Below are 14,666 nucleotides of genomic sequence, written 5' to 3'. Positions count from 1 at the left end.
AAGTGCACGAGTACGGGCCGACGACCGGGCTCAAGGGCACTTATTCCGGTCCTGAATGTCGCACGAATAGCAGCTTCCTTATCTTTTGACCGACGCGTACAGTAACTCCTCGCACTTGATCGCACACTCAGCGCATTCGTCCGTTCGGGTAGCGGCCAATCTGGTGACTCAGGAGGTGGCACACGTGTCCGCGGAGGCCGGAGGCATCCGCAGCAACCTGATCCAGGAGTTGTTCTGGACTCGGACCGGGTTGCTCCTCCTCATACTCGTCGTGACGTCGGGTGCGTCGCTGGCCATTTCCAGTCAAATGGATTCCGGTGCAGCGAGAAACCTGCTGACGGCAGTGGGTACGGGCACGCTGATTTCCGCGGTGGTGAGCTTCACGCAGACGTTGATCACGTCGAAAGCGGCGCAGAAGGCACTGCTGGCTCCGGTCATCGAGGAGAGCCGCAAGGCACTCAAAGAGCTCACCCAGGAGTATCGGGCACTCGATCGGGAGTTCTTCCCCAGTCACGTGTTCGAGCCGACCGCCAAGCCGGACCCGGTGTTCAACCAGCTCATGATGCAGGACCTGGAACGCACCCGGCTGTACTGCTTCCGTGGGTTCGCCGGCCGGTACGCGGCGGGCAGGGTGCTGCTCAGCCAGACGGAATGCGAGCTCAGGGCCGTGCTGGCCGACCCGCGCGACGACAACGCGATCAGCGGGCGCGCGCGGTACCTGCTGCGCAACGAGGGCGCGGACGGCGACTACGACGAGATCCAGGAACGGCTCAAGGAACAGATCGGGATAGGACTCGTCGGTCTCTACGCGGCCCGCAGCCGCTGCACGAGAATCGACGTCACGATCGTTTCGGATCCGCCGCTCGACCGGCTCGAGCTGTTCGACGACTCCGCGTGGCTCACGCTCTACAGCAACACCGCGGGAGTGCTCAGGCCCTATCCGCGCACGCTCAGGTTCACCGAGAGTTCGTTCCTTTACGCGATGGAACGCGCGGAGTTCCTGCGCATCAGCAATTCCAAGGCCGGCTACCACTTCACCATCACGCCGGCGACGACGCGGAACGACTTCATCGCGCTGTTCGACAAGATCACCGGCGAGGCACTCACCCAGGACGGCTTCAAGGAACTCGAAGGCAAGTTCCACGCATTCCGTCGCGAATTCTCCGCATCTGCTCAGTTGAGGAGCTGATCGATCTTGCTAGCCGAGTTCACCGGGTTGTCCGCGCTCGAGGAGCTCGCCGCCCGGGTGAAGCGCGCCGAATTCCCCGTCGTGGACCATTGGGCCGATGTCGGCACGTGGTTCACCGAATGGGCGGCCCGGCCCGAGCTGCGCAGAGAGCTTCGCGCGTACATCGACGCGCTCACCCCGCAGCAGGCGACCTGGGTGATCGCGCACTCACGCGAGACGACGACGCACTACGCGTGGTGCCTGAGGGACGAGGCGGACGAACCGTTCACGTTCTGGCTGCACGAGTACAAACCGCTGGCGGACTGGCGGGCCGGCTACGCCGACTCCGTGCACAACCACCGCTACCACTTCTGCACCACGATCCTGAGCGGCGCCTACCTGCACGAACGTTTCAACGCCCGGCTCGGCATCGGCGACCGAACCATCGTCGGCACGGAGCTCACGAACCGCACCCAGTGCACCGAGGGCGCCACCGGAACGATGCTCGCGCACGAGTTCCACCGCATCCCGCGAGCAGCAGACGGAACCATGACGTTCCTGGTCAAGTCACGTGCCGTGAACCCGTGGAGCCTCAGCTACGACCCGGACACCGGAATCAGCCACCGCCACGTGCCGGTGGAGGACCGACTGGAGGATCTGACGAACCACCTGTAAAGCCCCGTCGAGGCCGCCGCGACACGCCTACCATCAGCCCACCTTGTCAGGAGGGCTGATGATGCGTACGCGCACGATGATGCCGAGGTCCGTCATAGCGGACGTGGAGCAGCGCGTGAGGCGGCTGTGCGAGGACCTGGCCGCGAAGCTGCAGTTCCACGGCTGGCACCACGTGAGCTTCGTCCGCGACAAGTCCGTGCACTTCGCCGAACGCAACGGCGCCGCACGGGACGTCGTGGAGGTCGCCGCACTGGTGCACGACCTGAACTACATGGTCCGCCGCAACTCGCTGCCCACGGACGGCGCGGCGCTGCGCCGGAAGGTCCTCTTCGTCGCCGGCGTCTCGCAGGGCGACATCGAGTGGATCGAGCGGATCGTCGTCGAGGCGGAGATGCGCACCCGCTCCCGCGACATCTCGCTGGAGGCGCAGGCGCTGTCCGACGCGGACACGCTGTTCAAGGCACTGCCGGTCACGCCGGTCGTCCTGGCGCACAAGTACCTCCAGGAGAACGGCATCACCCTGCGCGAGCTCGCGTACAAGATCGTGGGCGAGCAGGTGGGCAAAGCCGACGAGGGCTACTACTTCTACGACTCGGAGGCCGCCGCGACCTACACGAAGTGGGCCGAGACGAACCTCCTGTTGTGGAAATGCATTGTCGAGTCCCTAGACGACCCGTGCGTCGAGGACCTGCTGACCAAGGTGGCGTCCTGAGCACGTTCTTCAGCGTCTGAAGATCAGCGAGCAGGCGTGAGGCCCACGGTCTGCTGCAGAGGCATCGTCACGCCGACGGCGGTGAACGCGAGTTCGCGAGCCGCCCGCCGGACGGTGAGCACGCCGAGATAGGAGTGCACGGTCGAAGCGCGCCGCAGGTCGACGTACGCCTCGACAGCGGCGTCGACGATCAGGTCACCCGCCACGCGATCACCGAAGCGGCGGACCAGTTCGTCGACCGCTTGCCGCAGCTGGGCTTCCGAGTTCAGCATGCCCAGGTAAACGACCAGCCGACGCCCGCGGTTCAGCGCGCCCGGAGATCGGCACTTCCGTGCAGCGCGTACGCGAGCCCCATGACGTTGCCGCGGCTGAGCATCTCCCACCGCACCTGCCGCAACGCCTCGCCGGCGCTGATCCCGGCGGCCAGCCGGGAGAGCAGCAGGCCCGTCACCCAGCCGGCCATGTCCTGCGGTACGGCGACCTCGGGACTGATCACGCCCGACGCGCCGTGCTCGACGAACGAGCGCACCAGGCCGTTCATCGGTGTCGTCCCCACGATTAACGGCTTGCGCACGGGCCAGTGCGGTTGTGGCCACACACCCTCGCTGTGCCACCGTGCGATCTCCTCGGCGTCGAGGAACCCCTCGCGGAAGTGCAGGTGCACGACGTCCATGACCTCGTCCGCCAGCGCCCGCCCCAGCTCGGACGGGCTGACGTACGCCGATGTCACGGATTCCGGCGGGACCTGCGACATCAGCTCCGTGACGTGCCGCTCGGTGAGCGAACGGTCCATCCCGGGATCGACCGCCATCGCCACCTCGAACGGCCACGGGCGCGGAAGGATCCGCTGCACCAGCGGCCCGACGGGGTGCTCGAGCACGCTCGACAGACCCCAGAACCCGAAGGGGCACAACACGTTCCCGCTGTGATCGGGCACCGGGCAGTGCGCGGGCACCTCTCCCCCGGCGCCGAACGGCCCGAACTGCCCGACCGACGGGCACAGCCGGTGCGGCCCGTCCGCGAACGGCAGGTCGTAGATCATCGGCCACCGCACCGGACCGGAGGCGGCGGACGCCACCATCACCCCGGCCGGACGTCCCGTCACCCGCGCCGCTTGCCGGACGGCGTCGGCCGGCCCGGGCTGACCGAACAGCCGCGCGTACGCCGCCGCACCCTGCCGGGCCAGGAAGGCGAGATCGGCGCAGTAGGCCGGGAAGTCCTTGCCGTACCAGGGATCCAGCCCCGACGACGAGGGCAGCGACAGCGCGGGCCCGGCCAGGCTGGTCCACGACGTCACGCCTCCTGCCGCGACGAGCGCCCGGTCGCCGAGGTCCAGGACCGACACCGCGCGCGCCGCCGGGAGATCCGCGAACGTCCGGGAGAGCTTCCACCGCGGCAGTGAACGCGGCTCACCCGCGCCGACCGGCAGCACGACCTGCTGGACGTGCACCGGCACCACACCGTGGTAGACGACCAGCTCACCGGTCCAGGGCACGGCGGCGTACGGCGTCGTGACGTCGAAGCTCACCCACGAGCTGGGCCCCTCGGCCGGCAGCACGAACGACTCGGACTGCCCTGGCCGGCCCGACATGCTGAGCACGGCGCGCAGCTCCAGGTCGGCCGGCAGGACGACGGGATAAGCACCGACGCGCGCCCACACCTCGTACTCCGCGCCCGGCCGCAACGCCCCGGCGATGCCCTCGGTGGCTCCCGGCAGCGCGACCATGACCGTCACCGCGCGATCCGCGACCACAGGCGGTGCGGGCAGGGACGTGTACGTCATCCTCCCCAGCCGCTCCAGCTCCCGGAACTGCCAGAGGACGTCCTCGACCCGTGTCTCACCCGAACCGCGTGGCGCGGCGAGGACGACGTGCGGCGCGCTCCACCCCATCACCACCGACGCGGTGTCCACACCGGACACCCAGGTGTGCACGGCGGTGAAGAGGACGACCGGCCGGCCGAGCGCGCGCAACGACGCGACCACCGGAGCCGAGTCCCACGAGCGCGTGTCGTGCAGCGCCACCACGTCGCCGGGCACGTCCGAGAGCGGCGGCAGCGACGAGGCCGACGAGAAGTGCCGGAGGTCGAGCACCGCGAACCTCAGCACCCGCACCTGCGTCGTGACCGCGGTGGACGCGGCCGATCCGACGGCCAGCCCCCGGCTGACCTGCTCCCACCCGGCCGGATCGGTGATCACGACGAGCGAGGAGGCGGGCGTCAGTGCCGCGACGAAGTCCAGTGGTGAACCTTCACCACCGGTGACGGTGAACTCAACGGGCGCCACAGCCGTACGACTGGAGGTGCAGCTAGAACGGCCAGCCAAGCACCGGCAACCCGACCACGGCGTCCACGGCGAGACCGCAGAACACGAACATCAGGTAGAGGTTCGACATGTGGAAGAACTTCATGGTGTTCGTGGATCCGCCGCGCCGGACAACGTTGTGCAGCTTGTGCGCGAAGACCGCGAACCACAGGCCCGAGAGGGCCGCCACCGCCACGTAGATCCAGGAGGTGACGGGGGCGAGGGCGAGCGTGCAGACGACGGTGATCCAGCTGTAGATCACGATCTGCCGCGTCACCTGCGCAGCTGTGGCCACCACGGGCAGCATCGGCACGCCTGCTCGGGCGTAGTCCTCCTTGAACTTCATCGCCAGCGCCCAGGTGTGCGGCGGGGTCCAGAAGAAGATCACGCCGAACATGACCAGGGCGGGCCACTCGACGGTGCCCGTCACCGCGCTCCAGCCGATGATCACCGGCATGCAGCCCGCCATGCCGCCCCAGATGATGTTCTGGGAGGTGCGGCGCTTGAGCACGAGCGTGTAGACGAAGATGTAGAAGAGGATGGTCGCCACGGCGAAAGCCGCCGACATCAGGTTGACGAAGATCCACAGGAACGCGAACGAGACGATGCCGAGCACGATGCCGAAGATCAGGGCGTTGCGCGGCGGAATGGCGTTGTGCGCGAGCGGGCGGGCCGCCGTCCGCTTCATGATCGAGTCGATGTCGGCGTCGACGAAGCAGTTGAGGGCATTTGCCGACCCCGCGGCGAGGGTGCCGCCGGCGAGGGTGCAGGCGATGAGCCACAGGGGCGGCAGGCCGCGCTGGGCCAGGAGCATCGCGGGGATCGTCGTGATCAGCAGGAGCTCGATGACCCGCGGCTTGGTGAGCGCCACGTACGCGCCGACAACCTGGCGAGGCGACCTGGCGGGGGCCTCGGCGACGAGACTGTCGGCACTCATCGGGTGAACGCTCCTCGTGTCGAAACAGGTGTGAAAACCAGCGACTGATGGTAACCGCGCAAAGAATTCACAGCCCGTTCGGGTGCTGGTGTGCCCCGGCACACACGTGCCTGGGACCTTTCAGAGCAACTTCTGAATCTCTCCGGACTAGGCTGGCCGGAGGACGTGGGAGAGACGCGGGTGAGGCTCTTCGGGATCGATTCCGAACGAGCTGGGCACCCGCCCTAGCGACAAGTTTGGAGCTGTAAGTCCGTGACCGTCACCGACGACATCACCCGGCTCACCAAGGCCGATCTGCCTGACGACTGGACCGACCTCGACAAGCGCGCCGTGGACACCGCGCGCGTGCTCGCGGCGGACGCCGTGCAGAACGTCGGCAACGGCCATCCCGGTACCGCGATGAGCCTTGCCCCACTCGCGTACACGCTGTTCCAGCGGATCATGCGGCACGACCCCGCGGACGCGGACTGGGTCGGCCGCGACCGGTTCGTGCTCTCCGCCGGGCACTCCAGCCTGACGCTGTACGTCCAGCTGTTCCTGTCGGGTTACGGCCTGGAGCTCGACGACCTCAAGCACCTGCGCAAGTGGGGCTCGAAGACGCCGGGTCACCCGGAGCACGGCCACACCAGGGGCGTCGAGATCACCACCGGCCCGCTGGGCTCGGGCCTGGCCGCCGCCGTGGGCATGGCCATGGCCGCCCGCCGCGAGCGCGGCCTGTTCGACCCGGAGGCCGCGCAGGGCGAGAGCCCGTTCGACCACCACATCTACGTGATCGCCTCCGACGGTGACATCGAGGAGGGCGTCACCTCCGAGGCCTCGTCGCTCGCGGGCACGCAGCAGCTGGGCAACCTCGTCGTCTTCTACGACGACAACAAGATCTCCATCGAGGACGACACGACGATCGCGCTGTCCGAGGACACCGCGGCGCGCTACGAGGCCTACGGCTGGCACGTCCAGGTCGTGGAGTCCGGCGAGAACGTCACGGGCATCCTCGAGGCGGTCGAGAAGGCCAAGGCCGTCACCGACAGGCCTTCCTTCATCCTGCTGCGCACGATCATCGGCTTCCCGGCGCCGAACAAGCAGAACACCGGTGCCGCGCACGGTGCCGCGCTGGGCGTCGACGAGGTCAAGGCCACCAAGCAGATCCTCGGCTTCGACCCCGAGCAGACCTTCGAGGTCGCCGACGAGGTCCTGGCGCACACCCGCGAGGTCGTGAAGCGCGGCGAGCACGCCAAGGCCGAGTGGCAGAAGTCGTTCGACGCGTGGGCGTCGGCCAACGCCGAGGCCAAGACGCTGCTGGATCGCCTGGTCGCGCGCGAGCTGCCCGCGGGCTGGGACGCTGACCTGCCGGTCTACCCCGTGGACGCCAAGGGCGTGCCGACCCGCAAGGCCTCCGGTGAGGTCATCAACGCGCTGGCGAAGCACCTGCCGGAGCTGTGGGGCGGTTCGGCCGACCTGGCCGAGTCGAACCTGACGACCATCAAGGGCGCGAAGTCCTTCGGTCCCACGGAGATCTCCACGGGCATGTGGAGTGCCGACCCGTACGGCCGCGTGCTGCACTTCGGTGTCCGCGAGAACGCCATGGGCATGATCCTCAACGGCATCGCGCTGCACGGCCCGACCCGTCCGTTCGGTGGCACGTTCCTCGTGTTCTCCGACTACATGCGTCCCGCGGTGCGTCTCGCGGCGATCATGCAGGCCGCCGTCACGTACGTGTGGACGCACGACTCCATCGGCCTGGGCGAGGACGGCCCGACGCACCAGCCGATCGAGCACCTCGCCGCCCTGCGCGCGATCCCGGACTTCGCCGTGGTCCGCCCCGGTGACGCCAACGAGACCGCGTTCGCGTGGAAGGCCGTCATCGAGCAGCTCGGCCCGGTGGGCCTGGCGCTCAGCCGGCAGAACGTCCCGACGCTCGAGGGCACCTCGGCCGAGGGCGTGAAGCGCGGCGGTTACGTGCTCTTCGGTGACGAGAACCCGGAGATCGTGATCATCGGCACAGGCTCTGAGCTGCAGGTCGCCGCCGAGGCAGGGAAGGTCCTGCAGGGCGAGGGCGTTGCAGTGCGAGTGGTCTCCATGCCGTCCATCGACTGGTTCGAGAAGCAGGACGCCGAGTACCGCGAGTCGGTGCTGCCGCCCTCGGTCAAGGCGCGCGTCGCGGTGGAAGCCGGCATCGCGCAGCCTTGGTACCGCTACGTCGGCGACAACGGCGAGATCGTCTCGATCGAGCACTTCGGTGCCTCGGCCGACTACCAGGTCCTGTTCAAGGAGTTCGGCTTCACGACGGAGAACGTCGTCGCCGCCGCCCGCCGTTCCCTTGACCGAGTGAGGGGTTAATTCAGTGAGCAAGCCGAATCTTGCCAAAGAGAATTTGGCTCGACTGTCCGGTGCCGGCGTGTCGATCTGGCTCGACGACCTGTCCCGTGAACGGCTCACCAGCGGCAACCTGGACGAGCTGATCCGCGACTGGAACGTCGTCGGCGTGACGACGAACCCGACGATCTTCGCGGGCGCGCTGTCGAAGGGCGAGTCCTACGACGAGCAGGTCCGCGAGCTCGCGAACCGGGGCGCCGACACCGAGGCGGCCATCCGCGAGGTCACGACGACCGACGTGCGCAACGCGTGCGACAAGTTCCGCGACGTCCACAGCTCGACCGGTGGTGTGGACGGCCGCGTCTCCATCGAGGTCGACCCGCGCCTGGCGTTCGACACGGACAAGACCGTGGCCGAGGCGCAGGACCTGTGGAAGACCGTGGACCGGCCGAACCTGCTGGTGAAGATCCCGGCCACCGAGGCGGGCCTGCCGGCGATCACGAAGACGATCGCCGAGGGCATCTCCGTCAACGTGACGCTGATCTTCTCCGTCGAGCGGTACCAGAAGGTCATGGAGGCCTACGTCGCGGGCCTCGAGCAGGCCAAGGCGAACGGCCACGACCTGCGTTCGATCCACTCGGTCGCGTCGTTCTTCGTGTCCCGGGTGGACACCGAGATCGACAAGCGCCTGGGCGCGATCGGCACGGACGAGGCGACCGCGCTGAAGGGCAAGGCCGCTCTCGCCAACGCGTGGATCGCCTACGGAGCGTTCGAGAAGACGTTCCAGGGCGAGCGCTGGGAGGCTCTCAAGGCGGACGGCGCGCACGCGCAGCGTCCACTGTGGGCGTCGACCGGCGTGAAGGACCCGAGCTACTCCCCCACCCTCTACGTCGACCAGCTCGTCGTCGCCGACGTCGTGAACACGATGCCGGAGAAGACGCTGCACGCCGTCGCCGACGCGGGCAAGATCACCGGTGACACGGTCACCGGCCGCGCCGCTGAGGGCCAGGAGGTGTTCGACCAGCTCGCCGCCGTGGGAGTCGACCTCCCGGACGTCTTCAGGACCCTGGAGACCGAAGGCGTCGAGAAGTTCGAGAAGTCCTGGGAAGAGTTGCTCGAGACGGTGACGAACCAACTGGCTCAACTGAAGGGCTGATACCCAAGTGACCTCCGTCGAAATCGTGAGGTCACCGAACGCCGACCAGGTCAGCACCATCGCTGCTGACCTGGTCGCGGATTCGGTGCCGAGCAAGCTGACCGCGCAGGACCCGACCCTGTGGGGGCCGGAAGCCGAGTCCGAGGCGAGCATCCGCCTCTCCTGGACGACGTTGCACGAGTCGTCCCGTGCACTGCTCCCCGAACTCGTGGCACTGCGCGCCGAACTGCACGCCGAGGGTGTCGACCGCGTCGTCCTCGCCGGAATGGGTGGCTCGTCGCTGGCCCCCGAGGTGATCACGCGGACCGCGGGCGTTCCGCTGGTCGTGCTGGACACCACCGATCCCGCCCAGGTCGTCGACGCTCTCGCCGGTGATCTCGAGCGCACGGTGATCGTGGTGTCGTCCAAGTCCGGTGGCACTGTCGAGACCGACAGCCACCGCCGGATCTTCGAGAAGGCCTTCACCGACGCGGGCATCAACGCCGCGTCGCGCATCGTGGTCGTCACCGACCCCGGCTCGCCGCTGCAGAAGGCGTCCGAGGAAGCGGGCTACCGCAAGGTGTTCCTGGCCGACCCGAACGTCGGTGGCCGTTACTCGGCGCTGACGGCGTTCGGCCTGGTGCCGTCCTACCTGGCCGGCGCCGACGTCGAGGCGCTGCTGGACGACGCGGCCGAGGTCGCGAAGGTCGTGTCGCAGGACTCCGTGGACAACCCGGCGGTGATCCTGGCCGGGGTCTTCGGCGCCGCGCACGCGCACGGCGCCGAGAAGATCATCTTTGCCGACACCGGGTCCGGCATCGTGGGCTTCGGCGACTGGGCCGAGCAGCTCATCGCCGAGTCGACCGGCAAGAACGGCACCGGCCTGCTGCCGGTCGTCGTCGAGGGCCCCGGCGCTCCCGGTTTCGTGGACGCGCGAACGGATGCCACGACCGTCGCGATCGGACCGGCCACCGGGTCGGCGAACATCGCGGTCGAGGGCAGGCTGGGCGCGCAGTTCCTGCTGTGGGAGTACGCGACCGCGCTCGTCGGCCGGGTGCTCGGCATCAACCCGTTCGACCAGCCCGACGTCGAGGCCGCGAAGAAGGCCTCCCGCGCGCTGCTCGACGCACCGGCCGTCGCCGCCACGATCCCGTCCTTTGTGGATGGTCCGGTCGAGGGTCACGGCACCGGCTGGACGCAGCGCAAGGTCCACACGGTCGCGGAAGCGCTTGCGGCGATCGTTGAAGTGACGCCCGAGCACGGCTACATCTCGGTTCAGGCGTACTTGGACAGGATCGACGACGCGTCGTTCGAGCTGCTCCGTGCGGAGATCGCGAAGAGGACGCACCTGCAGACCACGTTCGGCTGGGGTCCGCGCTTCCTGCACTCGACCGGCCAGTACCACAAGGGCGGTCATCAGAACGGCGTGTTCATCCAGATCACCGGCGAGTCCGGTGACGACCTGGAGGTGCCCGGCCGTCCCTACACGCTGGCGCAGCTGCAGCTCGCGCAGGCGCTCGGCGACGGTCAGGTCCTGGCCGAACACGGTCGCCCGGTGCTGCGTCTTCACCTCGAGGACCGCATCGCCGGCTTGGCCCAGCTCGTCGAGGCAGTCCAGGAGGACGGCTCGTGACCACATCCGCCAAGTGGCACAACCCGCTGCGGGACGCGCGCGACAAGCGCATGCCCCGCATCGCGGGCCCGAGCGCGCTGGTCATCTTCGGTGTCACCGGTGACCTGTCGCGCAAGAAGCTGATGCCCGCGATCTACGACCTCGCGAACCGCGGTCTGCTGCCGCCGGGCTTCGGTCTCGTCGGCTTCGCCCGCCGCGACTGGGCCGACCAGGACTTCATGAAGGTCGTGCACGACGCGGTGAAGGAGCACGCGCGCACGCCGTTCAACGAGGCCGTGTGGCAGCAGCTCGCCGAAGGCATCCGGTTCGTGCAGGGCACGTTCGACGACGACGCGTCGTTCGACAACCTCGCGTCGTGCCTCGCGGCTCTGGACGCCGAGCGCGGCACGGGCGGCAACCACGCGTTCTACCTGTCGATCCCGCCGGGCGCGTTTCCGACGGTGGTCAACCAGCTCAAGCGCGCGGGCCTGGCGCAGTCGCAGGCCGACCAGTGGCGCCGCGTCGTCATCGAGAAGCCGTTCGGCCACGACCTGAAGTCCGCCAAGGAACTGAACCGCACGGTCAACGAGGTCTTCCCCGAGGAGTCGGTGTTCCGCATCGACCACTACCTCGGCAAGGAGACCGTGCAGAACATCCTGGCGCTGCGGTTCGCGAACCAGCTGTACGAACCCATCTGGAACTCGAACTACGTCGACCACGTGCAGATCACCATGGCCGAGGACATCGGTCTCGGTGGCCGCGCCGGCTACTACGACGGCATCGGCGCGACGCGCGACGTCATCCAGAACCACCTGCTGCAGCTGCTCGCGCTGATCGCGATGGAGGAGCCCGTCTCCTTCAAGCCGTCGGACCTGCGGGCGGAGAAGGTGAAGATCCTCTCGGCGACGCGTCCCGCGGAGCCGTTCGAGGAGACCACCGCGCGCGGCCAGTACACCGGTGGCTGGCAGGGCGGCCAGAAGGTCCTGGGCCTGCTGGAGGAGGGCGGTTTCTCGCCCGAGTCGAAGACCGAGACGTTCGGCGCGATCACCTGCGAGGTCAACACCCGCCGCTGGGCCGGGGTGCCGTTCTACCTGCGCACCGGCAAGCGGCTGGGCCGTCGCGTCACCGAGGTGGCCGTCGTGTTCAAGCGGGCGCCGCACCTGCCGTTCGACGACACCGCGACCGAGGAACTGGGCCAGAACGCCCTGGTCGTCCGCGTGCAGCCGGACGAGGGCGTGACGATCCGGTTCGGGTCGAAGGTGCCGGGCAACACGATGGAAGTCCGCGACGTCACCATGGACTTCGGTTACGGCCACTCGTTCACCGAGTCGTCGCCGGAGGCCTACGAGCGGCTGCTGCTCGACGTCCTGCTCGGCGAGCCGTCGCTGTTCCCGAAGAACGACGAGGTCGAGCTCTCCTGGGAGATCCTCGACCCGATCCTCGACTTCTGGGCGCGCAAGGACGAGCCGGCTCTGGAGAAGTACAAGGCTGGGACCTGGGGTCCGCCCTCGGCGGACGCGATGACCGCCAGGACCGGAAGGCACTGGAGGCGTCCGTGATCATCGACCTGCCCTCGACCACCACCTCCCAGATCAACTCGCGGCTGGTCCGGCTGCGGGACGAAGGCGGTGCGACGACCCTCGGTCGCGTGCTGACCCTCGTCATCGTGACCGAGGACGGCCAGCGCACCGACGCCGCGATCGACGCGGCGAACGACGCTTCGCGCGAACACCCGTGTCGCGTGATCGTCGTGGCCCGCGGCGCTCGTCAGGCCGCACCTCGCCTGGACGCGCAGATCCGCGTCGGTGGTGACGCCGGAGCGTCCGAGGTCGTTGTCCTTCGTCTGTACGGAGAACTCGCCAAGGAAGGCGCCTCGTGCGTCATGCCGCTGCTGCTGCCGGACACCCCGGTCGTGGCGTGGTGGCCGTTCGACGCGCCGGTCTCGCCGTCGAAGGACCCGATCGGCCAGCTCGCGCAGCGTCGCATCACCGACGCCGCGGCCGAGAAGAACCCGATCAAGGCCCTGGAGTCCCGGCGGGCGCACTACGCGCCGGGCGACACGGACCTGGCGTGGACGCGGCTGACGTTGTGGCGCGCCATGCTCGCCTCGTCGCTGGACCTGCCGCCGTACGAGAAGGTCCTGGAAGCGGACGTGACCGGTGAGGCCGACTCGCCGTCCACGGACCTGCTCGCCGCGTGGCTGACCGACCGGCTGAAGGTCCCGGCCAAGCGTTACAAGGCGACGTCGGGTGAAGGCATCGTGGAGGTGCGGCTCGGCCGTCCCTCCGGCTCCGTCGACCTGCTGCGCCCGGACGGCAAGGTCGGCACGCTGACCCAGCCCGGCCAGCCTTCCCGCCGGGTGGCGCTGCAGCGTCGTTCGGTGCGCGACTGCCTCGCCGAGGAACTGCGCCGGCTCGACCCCGATGAGGTCTACGCGGCGGCACTGAGGTCGCTCGCGAAGGTCGTGAAGGGCCGCACGCCGTCGCCGAAGGATGAGGCTCCCGCCGCCGTCGCGGAAGCCACCAACGGTTCCGTTCCCAAGAAGTCGAAGGCGAAGGCTGGTTCGTGAGCAACCCGCAAGTCGTGGTGCACCGCGACGGCGACCTACTGGCCGCCGCCGCGGCAGGCCGCCTGGTGACCCGCATGGTCGACGCCCAGGCCGCACGCGGCTACGCGTCCGTTGTGCTGACCGGCGGCCGCACCGGCACCGCGGTCCTGGAACACCTGAACCGCAACGCCGCGCGGGACGCGGTGGACTGGTCCCGGGTCGACCTGTATTGGGGCGACGAGCGGTTCCTGCCTTCGGGGCACCCGGACCGCAACGAGACCCAGGCGCGTGCCGCGCTGCTGGACCACGTTCCGGTGGATCCGTCGCGCGTGCACGTGATGGAGCCGTCGGACGGCAAGTTCGGTGACGACCCCGAGGCCGCCGCCGAGGCCTACGCCGCTCTGCTGGCGTCGGTCGCGCGGCCGGAGGACCACGGCGACGTGCCTGCGTTCGACGTCTGCATGCTGGGCGTCGGCGAGGAGGGGCACGTGGCGTCGGTGTTCCCGGATTCGCCTGCTGTGCACGAGAAGGAGCGGACGGTCGTGGCAGTGCGCAACTGCCCGAAGCCGCCGCCCACGCGCGTGTCGCTGACTCTCGCGTCGGTGCGGTCCGCGCAGGAGGTCTGGCTGATGACCACCGGTGAGGCCAAGGCCGCCTCGGTGGCCATGGCGTTGAGCGGTGCCGGCGAGGTGCAACTGCCCGCCGCCGGTGCCACCGGTCGCCGCCGGACGTTGTGGCTGCTGGACACGGCGGCCGCCTCGGCGGTGCCGGCCTTGTTCAAACCACCGCTGGCTTAGTGGTTCCGGCCCCCAGGCTTCGGCCTGGGGCCAGTTCCTCCATCACGCGCACCGGCACCGGCAGGTGCGGATGAGCGGCCGCGGAGTGCCGAGCCTGAGCATCCTCCAAACACAGCACCAAGGTCTCCCCCGAAGCGTGCGGATGCCGGGCAACGGCCCGATACGTCTTGTCGACCGACTCGGCCCGCAAAGCCATGTGGTGCAACAACTCCGCAGAACACATAGGATTGCGCGCGATCCGCGTAGCGAAGAGATCCGGCGTCAGATCGGCACGCGCCGCCACCATCATCCGCACCTGTATGACGGGCGACGCGGCCAACGCCGGAGTTCGGCGGGAGAAGCGGAAGCGCAGGTCGGGGCGCCCGGCCAGGCAGTGCGGGGTTCGACGCCAGACCGTCCAGTACAGCGTTCACCAATCTCCCAGGTAACACGGCAGGCATTCCCCCCGACAACGCGTATCATCCCCA

General features: G+C 68.7%; 12 protein-coding genes. 9 read left to right on the top strand and 3 right to left on the bottom strand.

All coding sequences use genetic code 11. The features are described 5' to 3' along the window. The first annotated feature begins 175 nt into the window (after nt 1-175). Genes IG04_RS0119670 through IG04_RS0119660 form a run of 3 tightly spaced genes read left to right on the top strand, consistent with a single transcriptional unit; the run spans nt 176 to nt 2,555 of the window. Nucleotides 176-1,189 (top strand): hypothetical protein, encoded by a 1,014-nt coding sequence (locus tag IG04_RS0119670; RefSeq protein WP_036015185.1) that lies wholly within the window; start codon nt 176-178, stop codon nt 1,187-1,189. A gap of 6 nt (nt 1,190-1,195) precedes the next feature. Further along, the gene (locus tag IG04_RS0119665; RefSeq protein ID WP_036015183.1) at nt 1,196-1,843 is read left to right on the top strand and encodes a hypothetical protein; all 648 of its coding nucleotides are present in this window, start codon (nt 1,196-1,198) and stop codon (nt 1,841-1,843) included. Between the two features lie 58 nt (nt 1,844-1,901). Beyond that, complete coding sequence (locus tag IG04_RS0119660) at nt 1,902-2,555, top strand: HD domain-containing protein (protein ID WP_173850028.1); 654 nt, start codon at nt 1,902-1,904, stop codon at nt 2,553-2,555. A gap of 23 nt (nt 2,556-2,578) precedes the next feature. Here IG04_RS0119660 and IG04_RS0119655 read toward each other — a convergent pair whose 3' ends face one another. Genes IG04_RS0119655 through IG04_RS0119645 form a run of 3 tightly spaced genes read right to left on the bottom strand, consistent with a single transcriptional unit; the run spans nt 2,579 to nt 5,794 of the window. Next, complete coding sequence (locus tag IG04_RS0119655; RefSeq protein WP_030478129.1) at nt 2,579-2,827, bottom strand: three-helix bundle dimerization domain-containing protein; 249 nt, start codon at nt 2,825-2,827, stop codon at nt 2,579-2,581. 32 nt (nt 2,828-2,859) lie between these two features. Beyond that, nucleotides 2,860-4,839, bottom strand: a complete 1,980-nt coding sequence (locus IG04_RS0119650) for a hypothetical protein (protein ID WP_030478128.1) — start codon at nt 4,837-4,839, stop codon at nt 2,860-2,862. Nucleotides 4,840-4,861: 22 nt separating this feature from the next. Then, nucleotides 4,862-5,794 (bottom strand): heme o synthase, encoded by a 933-nt coding sequence (locus IG04_RS0119645; RefSeq protein WP_030478127.1) that lies wholly within the window; start codon nt 5,792-5,794, stop codon nt 4,862-4,864. 252 nt (nt 5,795-6,046) lie between these two features. On the opposite strand from IG04_RS0119645, the gene tkt reads away from it, so the two are divergent. From tkt to pgl, 6 genes are read left to right on the top strand one after another with little or no spacing between them, the layout of a single operon-like run. Next, complete coding sequence (gene tkt / locus IG04_RS0119640; RefSeq protein WP_030478126.1) at nt 6,047-8,131, top strand: transketolase; 2,085 nt, start codon at nt 6,047-6,049, stop codon at nt 8,129-8,131. A gap of 4 nt (nt 8,132-8,135) precedes the next feature. Further along, the gene (tal, locus tag IG04_RS0119635) at nt 8,136-9,263 is read left to right on the top strand and encodes a transaldolase (RefSeq protein WP_030478125.1); all 1,128 of its coding nucleotides are present in this window, start codon (nt 8,136-8,138) and stop codon (nt 9,261-9,263) included. Nucleotides 9,264-9,288: 25 nt separating this feature from the next. Continuing rightward, nucleotides 9,289-10,875, top strand: a complete 1,587-nt coding sequence (locus IG04_RS0119630) for a glucose-6-phosphate isomerase (RefSeq protein ID WP_245816690.1) — start codon at nt 9,289-9,291, stop codon at nt 10,873-10,875. A 50-nt stretch (nt 10,876-10,925) separates the two neighbouring features. Next, nucleotides 10,926-12,413 (top strand): glucose-6-phosphate dehydrogenase, encoded by a 1,488-nt coding sequence (zwf, locus tag IG04_RS0119625; RefSeq protein ID WP_051770267.1) that lies wholly within the window; start codon nt 10,926-10,928, stop codon nt 12,411-12,413. Continuing rightward, nucleotides 12,410-13,423 carry a glucose-6-phosphate dehydrogenase assembly protein OpcA gene (opcA, locus tag IG04_RS0119620; RefSeq protein WP_030478122.1) on the top strand — a complete coding sequence of 338 codons (1,014 nt, stop codon included), beginning with the start codon at nt 12,410-12,412 and terminating at the stop codon, nt 13,421-13,423. Before zwf ends, opcA begins: the two co-directional genes overlap by 4 nt. Next, the gene (gene pgl, locus IG04_RS0119615; protein WP_030478121.1) at nt 13,420-14,199 is read left to right on the top strand and encodes a 6-phosphogluconolactonase; all 780 of its coding nucleotides are present in this window, start codon (nt 13,420-13,422) and stop codon (nt 14,197-14,199) included. The genes opcA and pgl overlap by 4 nt, the downstream gene beginning before the upstream one ends. The last annotated feature ends 467 nt before the right edge of the window (nt 14,200-14,666 follow it).

The sequence above is a fragment of the Lentzea albidocapillata genome (assembly GCF_000719115.1).
Classification (GTDB): Bacteria; Actinomycetota; Actinomycetes; order Mycobacteriales; family Pseudonocardiaceae; genus Lentzea; species Lentzea albidocapillata.
This window is presented reverse-complemented; position numbering and strand designations above follow the sequence as displayed.